The organism is Macromonas bipunctata (assembly GCF_002837135.1).
GTDB classification, from domain to species: domain Bacteria; phylum Pseudomonadota; class Gammaproteobacteria; order Burkholderiales; family Burkholderiaceae_C; genus Macromonas_A; species Macromonas_A bipunctata.
The window spans coordinates 1-7,452 of the sequence record NZ_NWBQ01000015.1 but is presented as its reverse complement, the minus strand read 5'-3'; the positions used below and the strand labels follow the sequence as shown (position 1 = coordinate 7,452).

The 7,452-nt window shown below is 69.3% G+C and carries 7 protein-coding genes and 1 pseudogene; 1 reads left to right on the top strand and 7 read right to left on the bottom strand.

Annotated features, from left to right (window positions below; translation table 11 throughout):
• Positions 1-44: 44 nt before the first annotated feature.
• From CON76_RS02335 to CON76_RS02315, 5 genes are all read right to left on the bottom strand, one after another.
• Entirely contained in the window at positions 45-455 is a 411-nt protein-coding gene (locus tag CON76_RS02335) for a DUF1840 domain-containing protein (protein WP_101101704.1), read from the bottom strand.
• 37 nt (positions 456-492) lie between these two features.
• Complete coding sequence (locus tag CON76_RS02330) at positions 493-1,371, bottom strand: MinD/ParA family protein (RefSeq protein ID WP_101101702.1); 879 nt, start codon at positions 1,369-1,371, stop codon at positions 493-495.
• 180 nt (positions 1,372-1,551) lie between these two features.
• Positions 1,552-3,741, bottom strand: coding sequence for an ATP-dependent DNA helicase RecG (recG, locus tag CON76_RS02325; RefSeq protein WP_101101708.1), 2,190 nt, complete (start codon positions 3,739-3,741; stop codon positions 1,552-1,554).
• 97 nt (positions 3,742-3,838) lie between these two features.
• Positions 3,839-4,237 carry a TFIIB-type zinc ribbon-containing protein gene (locus CON76_RS13795; protein WP_101101700.1) on the bottom strand — a complete coding sequence of 133 codons (399 nt, stop codon included), beginning with the start codon at positions 4,235-4,237 and terminating at the stop codon, positions 3,839-3,841.
• Between the two features lie 20 nt (positions 4,238-4,257).
• Positions 4,258-4,938 (bottom strand): Bax inhibitor-1/YccA family protein, encoded by a 681-nt coding sequence (locus tag CON76_RS02315; RefSeq protein ID WP_101101698.1) that lies wholly within the window; start codon positions 4,936-4,938, stop codon positions 4,258-4,260.
• A 129-nt stretch (positions 4,939-5,067) separates the two neighbouring features.
• Between CON76_RS02315 and CON76_RS02310 the strand changes: the two genes are divergently transcribed.
• The gene (locus tag CON76_RS02310; protein WP_101101696.1) at positions 5,068-5,970 is read left to right on the top strand and encodes a LysR family transcriptional regulator; all 903 of its coding nucleotides are present in this window, start codon (positions 5,068-5,070) and stop codon (positions 5,968-5,970) included.
• 3 nt (positions 5,971-5,973) lie between these two features.
• On the opposite strand, the gene CON76_RS13445 is transcribed toward CON76_RS02310, so the two are convergent.
• Both CON76_RS13445 and CON76_RS13790 read right to left on the bottom strand, forming a co-directional pair.
• Positions 5,974-6,750 carry a hypothetical protein gene (locus CON76_RS13445; RefSeq protein WP_240592725.1) on the bottom strand — a complete coding sequence of 259 codons (777 nt, stop codon included), beginning with the start codon at positions 6,748-6,750 and terminating at the stop codon, positions 5,974-5,976.
• A 236-nt stretch (positions 6,751-6,986) separates the two neighbouring features.
• A pseudogene (locus CON76_RS13790) lies at positions 6,987-7,175 on the bottom strand (hypothetical protein); the annotation flags it as partial.
• Between the last annotated feature and the right edge of the window lie 277 nt (positions 7,176-7,452).

Sequence of the window (7,452 nt, the reverse complement as noted above, 5' to 3'; positions counted from 1 at the left end):
GTGATAAAAGAGGCAACGGGGAGATCTACGGTGAAATATCCGGGCTAGACGCCCCACACCAGGTCGGCGCCTTCGGCCATGCAGCGTTGCAGCACGTCGAGCAACGGCACCACCCGCGCGCGCAGCGGCACCGGGCTGGCCCAGGGCGATGCGTTGGCTTCGGCATCATCGGGGCCGGGTTCGGCGTGGGCGGCGGGCGCGTTGGCGGGGCTGGCCTCGGGCGACGCGGCAGCGGCTTGCGCTGCGGCCTGCTGTTGTGCCTGCTGGCGGCGCTGGGCCTCGGCCTCCTCGGCGGCCACGGCGGCGTGCAGCTGCGCGATGGCCTGCGGCATGTCGGCGGCGCGCAGGATGCCGGGCTGCTCGGGCGCCTTGCCCCAGAGCTTGAGCACCTGGCGCCCCACCGGCTCCAACATCAGCAGGTCGGGCGTGGCGTGGGACTGAAAACGGTACAGCATGGCTGAAGGCTCCAAGGCCAGGGGCAAAAAAGGGGCGTCAGAGCCGGTCGGGCATGATGACGGTGTCTTGCAGCCGCCCCGCAATCAGGCCCAGCGCAATGGCGGCGGGCGAGCCCGGCGCGTGCAGCATCAGCAGCTGGCGGCGCATCACGGCGTCCTTGACGGCCTGGTCGGCCGGAATGTCGCCCATGTGGATCAGGCGGATGGGGCGCCCCGGCGCAGCGGGTGTGCCGGGCGCGGCCGGGGCGGGCTTGGCCTGCACCATGAAGCGGTTGAGCACCTGCTGCAGCTGGGCGGTGATGTTCTTGCCGTCGCCCGGACGCACGGCCTGGTTGACGATCAGGCGCACGTGCTGGCGCTGCTGCTGCGCGGCCAGCACCTTGATGGTGGCGTAGGCGTCGGTCAGCGAGGTGGGCTCGGGCGTTGCCACCAGCAAGATCTCGGAGGCCAGCGACAGCGCAAACAGCACCACGTCGGAGATGCCCGCGCCGGTGTCGAGCAGCACCACGTCAAAGCGCGGCACGATGTCGGACATCAGCTTCATGAAGTCGGCCCGCACCTCGGGCGTGAGGCGCGAGTACTCCACCAGCCCCGAGCCCGCCAGCAGCACCGAGAAGCCGCCCGGCGCCTTGACGATGGCGTCGTCCAGCCCCACCTTGCCCGCAAACACGTCGTGCAGCGTGAACTTGGGGTAGAGGTTGAGCACCACGTCCAGGTTGGCCAGACCCAGGTCGGCGTCGAGCACCAGCACCTTGAGGCCAAAGCGCGTGAGCGCCGCCGCCAGGTTGGCCGACAGAAAGGTCTTGCCCACGCCGCCCTTGCCGCTGGTGATGGCCACCACCTTGCCGGTGGCGTGCTGCATGGGCACGCTGCCACTGGCGACGGGGCTGGGGGTTGCGGTTGGGGTCACACTCATAACATTTGTGGTTGCAGGCCGTGGTTGTGCGGGCGCATGAAGGGGCTTCCATCATAAAGCCGTCGCAGGCGTCCCATCGTGGCAAAAGACCTTTTTGATGGCGCTTTACGGCGGCATGGCCCGGCCTGGTTTGCCGGTAGCCGCCATTTTGACCGAAGCGGCCACACGGCCACGCTGGCGTCAGGCCTTGAGGTAGTCGGATTTGCTGCCCAGCCAGCGGTCGATGTGGCGCTGCGCGCGTTCGGGCCAGCGTTGCAGCAGCTGCGGCGCCCAGTCGCGCGCCCACTCCAGCAGGTGGGTGTCGGTGGCCAGGTCGGCAAAGCGCAGCATGGCGGCACCGGACTGGCGCGCGCCCAGGAATTCGCCGGGGCCGCGGATGTCGAGGTCGCGCCGGGCGATCTCGAAGCCGTCGTTGGTCTCGGCCATGGCCTTGAGGCGGTCGCGCGCGGTGTCGCTCAAGCGTCCGGCCTCGTTGGTGCTGTACAGCAACACACACGCCGAGGCGGCCGCGCCCCGCCCCACCCGCCCGCGCAGCTGGTGCAGTTGGCTCAAGCCAAAGCGTTCGGCGTGCTCAATCACCATCAGCGAGGCGTTGGGCACGTCCACCCCCACCTCGATCACGGTGGTGCTGACCAGCACCGCCAGCTCGCCCGCGCTGAAGGCGGCCATGACGGCTTTCTTGTCCGCCGACGACAGGCGCGAGTGCAGCAGCCCGGCCTGCGCCAACGTGCCATCGGGGCGGCGCACGCCGTCCAGCGCCAGCGACACGTCGGCGTGGGTGGCGGTGGCGTGGTTGAGATCGAGTGCCTCGCTTTCCTCGATCAACGGGCACACCCAGTAGGCTTGCCGCCCCTGCGCCACTTGGGCCGCCATGCGGGCGATGAGTTCGTCGCGGCGGCTGTCCGACACCACCTTGGTGACGATGGGCGTGCGTCCCGGCGGCAGCTGGTCGATAGTGGACACATCCAGGTCGGCGTAGTAGCTCATGGCCAGCGTGCGCGGAATGGGCGTGGCGCTCATCATCAGCAGGTGGGGCTCCAGGCCGGTGGTGCGCAGCTTGTCGCGCAAGGCCAGGCGCTGGGCCACGCCAAAGCGGTGCTGTTCGTCGATCAGCGCCAACGCGAGGTTGTGGAATTGCACCTGTTCTTGGATGACGGCGTGCGTGCCTACCACCAGCGCGGCTTCGCCGCTGGCAATGCGCTCCAGCATGGCCGTGCGCTGCTTCTTTTTTTGGCTGCCGGTGAGCCAGGCCACGCTTTTGCCCAGCGGGGCCAGCAAAGGTGTGAGCCAGTCCACCAGTTTGCTGAAGTGCTGTTCAGCCAGGATTTCGGTCGGCGCCATCAGCGCGCATTGCCAGCCGGCATCGATGGCCACGGTGGCCGCCAGCGCCGCCACCACGGTCTTGCCGCTGCCCACATCGCCTTGCAGCAGGCGGTGCATGGGCACGGCGCGGGCCAGGTCGGTGGCAATCTCGGCGCTGACGCGCTGTTGCGCGGCGGTGAGCTGGAACGGCAACACCGCCAGCAGTTGCTCGTGCAAACCACCACTGCGGGTGGGCAAAGCGGGGGCTTGAAGATGGGCGCGTTCCTGCCGCGCCTGGTGTTGCGAGAGCTGCTGCGCCAGCAGTTCCTCGGCCTTGAGGCGCTGCCAGGCGGGGTGGCTGCGGTCTTCCAGCGCCTCCAGCGCGGTGTCGGGCGTGGGGTGGTGCAAGAAGGTGAGCGCATCGCGCAAGGTCCACGCCGGGCTGGTGGCGCCAGCCTTGCCCCGCAGGCGCAGGCCAGGGCAGGCGGCCAGCGCCTCGGGCGGCAGAACTTCGGCCAGATCGGCCCGCTCCAGCCCGCCCAGCACGGCGCGGCGCAAGTAGGGCTGGGGCAAGCCCGCGCTGGTGGGGTACACGGGCGTCAAGGCCTGGGGCAGCTCGCCGCCGGCCACGCGGCACACCGGGTGCAGCATGGTCCAGCCCCACATGCCGCCACGCAGCTCGCCCCGGGCCCGGATGCGCGCACCAGGGCTCAGGCTCTTTTGCTGCGCGGGGTAGAAGTTGAAGAAACGCAGGGTGCAGCTGCCGGTGCCGTCGTCCAACACGACCAACAGCTGGCGCTTGCCGCCCAGCGTCACCTCGCTGGACGTGACCACGCCTTCGAGCTGCACCACCTCGCCCTCGCGCGCCAGGCGCAGCGGGGTGATGCGGGTTTCGTCCTCGTAGCGCAGCGGCAGGTGCAGGGCCAGGTCGATCGGGCGCAACAGCCCGAGCTTGCGCAACGCTTTTTGCGGCGCCGACAAGGGCTTGGCGGCAGCGGCCCCAGGGCGGGGGGGCGATGCGCCGGGCACATCATCATCGGGCAACGCGGGAAAGACGGCACTGTGCATGGTGGCCAAATTGTGCCCGATGGCACCACGCCATGAAAAAACCCAGGCCAGGGCCTGGGTCGATCCGCGATCACGCACGCATGCGCGGAGCGGATGCTCAGTCGTCAAAGATCTCGCTCAGCCACGACTTGCGCTTGCGCTGGCGGTAGTAACCGTCGTCGGGGTAGCGTTGTTGTGGCGGGTACGGCTGCTGCTGGGGCTGCGGTGGGTAGGGCTGCTGATGCTGATGCTGCTGGTGGCGCTGCTGCTGGGGCGCATCGAACAGCCCCGGGCGGTAGCCTTGCTGCGGCGCCTGCGGCGGCGGGATGTGCTGGGCGTAGCCTTGCGGCGGCTGGGCGGGCGCGGGTGGCTGCTGGGTCAACGCGCCGCGCTCGATGAGCTTGTCCAGCTCGCCACGGTCGAGCCACACGCCCCGGCACTGCGGGCAGTAGTCGATCTCGACGCCCTGGCGCTCGGTCATCACCAGCGTCACGTCGCGGCAGTTGGGGCATTTCATGGCGGGGCTCCTGGGCAAGATCAGTCGTTGTTGCCGTAGCCAAACAGGCTCAGCAGGCTGGTGAACAGGTTGAACAGCGACACGAACAGGCTGACCGTGGCCATGACGTAGTTGGTCTCGCCACCGTTGACGATACGGCTGGTCTCAAACAGGATCAGGCCCGCCGACAGCAGCGCCACCATGGCCGACACCGCCAGGCTCAGGGCCGGGATTTGCAGGAACACGCCCGCCAGCCCCGCCAGCAACGCCACCACCATGCCCGCGAACAGGAAGCCGCCCATGAAGCTGAAGTCCTTGCGCGTGGCCAGCACCCAGGCCGACAGGCTGAAGAACGTCACGCCCGTGGCGCCCAGCGCCAGCGCGATGGTCTGGCCGCCACCGGGCAGCGCCAGCTGCGCCGACAGCACCGGCCCCAACGTGTAGCCCATGAAGCCGGTGAGCGCAAACACCGCCGGAATGGCCCAGCCGCTGTTCTGCACCTTGTTGATGAGGAACAGCAGGCCAAAGTAGCCCACCAGCGTGAGGATGATGCCCGGCGACGGCAGCTTGAGCGCCACGCCCAGCGCCGCCACCGCCGCGCTGAACAGCAGCGTCATCGACAGCAGCGCGTAGGTGTTGCGCAACACCTTGTGCGTGGCAACGGTGCGGCCCCAGCCAGCGCTGCTGACGGGGGCGGGGGTGGAATTGAACAACGAGCTCATGGGGCTTTCTCCAGAAAAAAACTGCGGGAACAGGCCCGCCACCGGGACAAGATAGCACAATCCGGATTCCCGTAAAACCAGACGCTTTAAGAACGTCCTTCCCCCAAAACCTGAGAAACGAGCCGCTGCATGAGCCTGGCCTTCAACTACAAACACCTGTACTACTTCTGGACCGTGGCCAAGGAAGGCGGCATGTCGCGCGCCGCCGAACGTCTCAACCTGGCGGCGCAGACCATCAGCGCGCAAGTGCGCGAACTCGAGCACGACCTGGGCTGCCAGCTGCTCAAGCCCGCCGGGCGCGGCCTGGCCCTGACCGACGCCGGGGTGGCCGCCCTGCGCCAGGCCGAGCAGATCTTCCAGCTCGGCGAAGCCCTGCCCGACGCGGTGCGCGTGGCAGCACAGAACCACGCCGTGCGGCTGGCGGTGGGCATTGCCGACGGCCTGCCCAAGCTGGTGGTGCAGCGCCTGCTGCAACCCGTGCTGGGCACGCCGGACTTGCGCCTGCTGTGCCACGAAGGCGAGATGCCCGACCTGCTGGCCGACCTGGCGCTGCACCGGCTGGACGTGGTGCTGGCCGACCACCCGGCGCCGTTCAACCCGCACCTCAAGGTCCACAGCCACCCGCTGGGCACCAGCGGCATGGGCTGGTACGCGCCGCCGCAGTGGTGGCAGGTGGCACAGCAGCGGGGCGGGGGTTTTCCGGCGCAACTGGCGCAGCTGCCGGTGCTGCTGCCCACGGCGCACTCCAGCGTGCGCGCGCGGCTGGACGTGTGGCTCAACCAGCACCACCTGCGCCCGCGCGTGGCCGGCGAGTTCGAGGACAGCGCCTTGCTCGAAACCTTTGGCGGCAGCGGGCTGGGCGTGTTCCCGGCCGCGCTGGCGGTGCAGGCCGACCTGGAGCAGCGCCTGCAAGCGCGCCTGCTGGGCGTGTGCGAGGGCGTGGAGGAGCACTACTACGCCATCAGCACCGAGCGCAAGGTGGGCCACCCGCTGGTGCAGCAACTGCTGCAAGCGGCCACGGCGCTGGGCTGAGGCTTATGCGGCGCAAGGCCGCACCGTGCGCGGGTGGATGCCCAGCACTTCGCAGGCGCTGTGCAGGCGGTAGCGGCTCACGGGTTGGCCGCTGGCCAGCAGCTCCAGCGCCTGGTGGGCCCAGCGGACGTTGGGGGTGGTGCCGGGGTGCGGCGTGGCAATGGGCTGGGCGCTGGGAGCGGGCATCTTGGCCAGGCATGCGCGGATGTGCGCCAGCCCGGCCTCGCGGTTGCGGGCCTGGGCGGCCAGCTCTTCGGGCGTGGGTGGAGCAGGCGGGGCGGGCGGGTCTTGCTGCTGGGCGGTGGCACGCGTTGCGGCGGCGGCGGCGCTGGGCGGCGCAGGCGTGGCGGGCGGGGTGTAGAAACTGGCGCGGAAGAAGTTGCGCTGCGGCTTGGCCAGTATCCACTGCGCGGCGGCCAAGGGGGTGATGCCCGCCTGGGCGGCTTCGGTGCCAATTTGCACGATGTCGCGGTGGCACAGCGGGTCCTTGCCGTTGCGCTGGCGCTGGGCGTTGAGCAGGCCAATGGTGTCGGCGCTGATGGCCGCTGCTGCGGGGGTTGCAAGTGCCGCTGGCGTGGCAGGTGTGGCATCTGCCGGTGATGGTGGCTGCTGTGGTTGCCGTGGTTGCGGCAGGGCTTGCCGGGCGATTTCAAACACGGAAGGACGGACGGTGGCCGCTGGGGTGTCGCGCGCGCCTTCTTCCTCCCCCTGTTGTTCAAGCCCTTGTTCAATCCCTTCTTCGGGGGCAATGTTGGCACCGGGGGCAGGCAGATCCTGCACGGGGGGCAGGCAACTTCTGCCCCGGGGAGCTGGGGCACTGGCGGGGGCGCGACTGGCTGCTGTTGCGGCGCCGCTGGGGTGGGCGTGGCGTGGGGAGCGGGCGTGCCTGCCGCCAGCAGCCGCTCCAGTTGCACCTGGTAGATGCAGGTGCCGCTGCGGTGCATGCCCGTCAGGCGCAGGTAGCCTTGCTGCAGCAGGCGCGCAATGTGCTGCATGACGCTGCGGCGCGACCAGCCGCTTTCGCGCGCCAGGGTGTCGAGGCTGCAAAAGCACTGGCGCTGGCGCGCGTCGGCGTGGCTGGCGATGGTGAACAGGATCCAGCGGCTGGCGCCCGAGAGCAGGCGGTGCTGCAGGACGTGCCGCACGAGGTCGAGGTTGATGTATTGCGGCCGGGGCGCGGCTACGGGCGTGCAGGTGTCAGCCATGATGAGGCTCTTTCTCAAACAGTCGAAAAACTGTCCAACACCGCTGCTAAACGGTGGTGGGCAGGCACATGCGGGGTTAGCAGACCGGTGAGAAAGAGCCGGCAAGCCTTGCGGCTTCCCCGCATGGCCCGACCCAAAAAACGGCGCCATGCGCGCAACGCATGAGAGGCATCAAGAAGATGAACACCACGGCCCAGTGGGGGCGGCGTGGCGGTTGCGCTTTCTCAAGTCGGGCTGCTAAACCCGTGGCGCGGATTCTAGCCCGGATATTTCACCG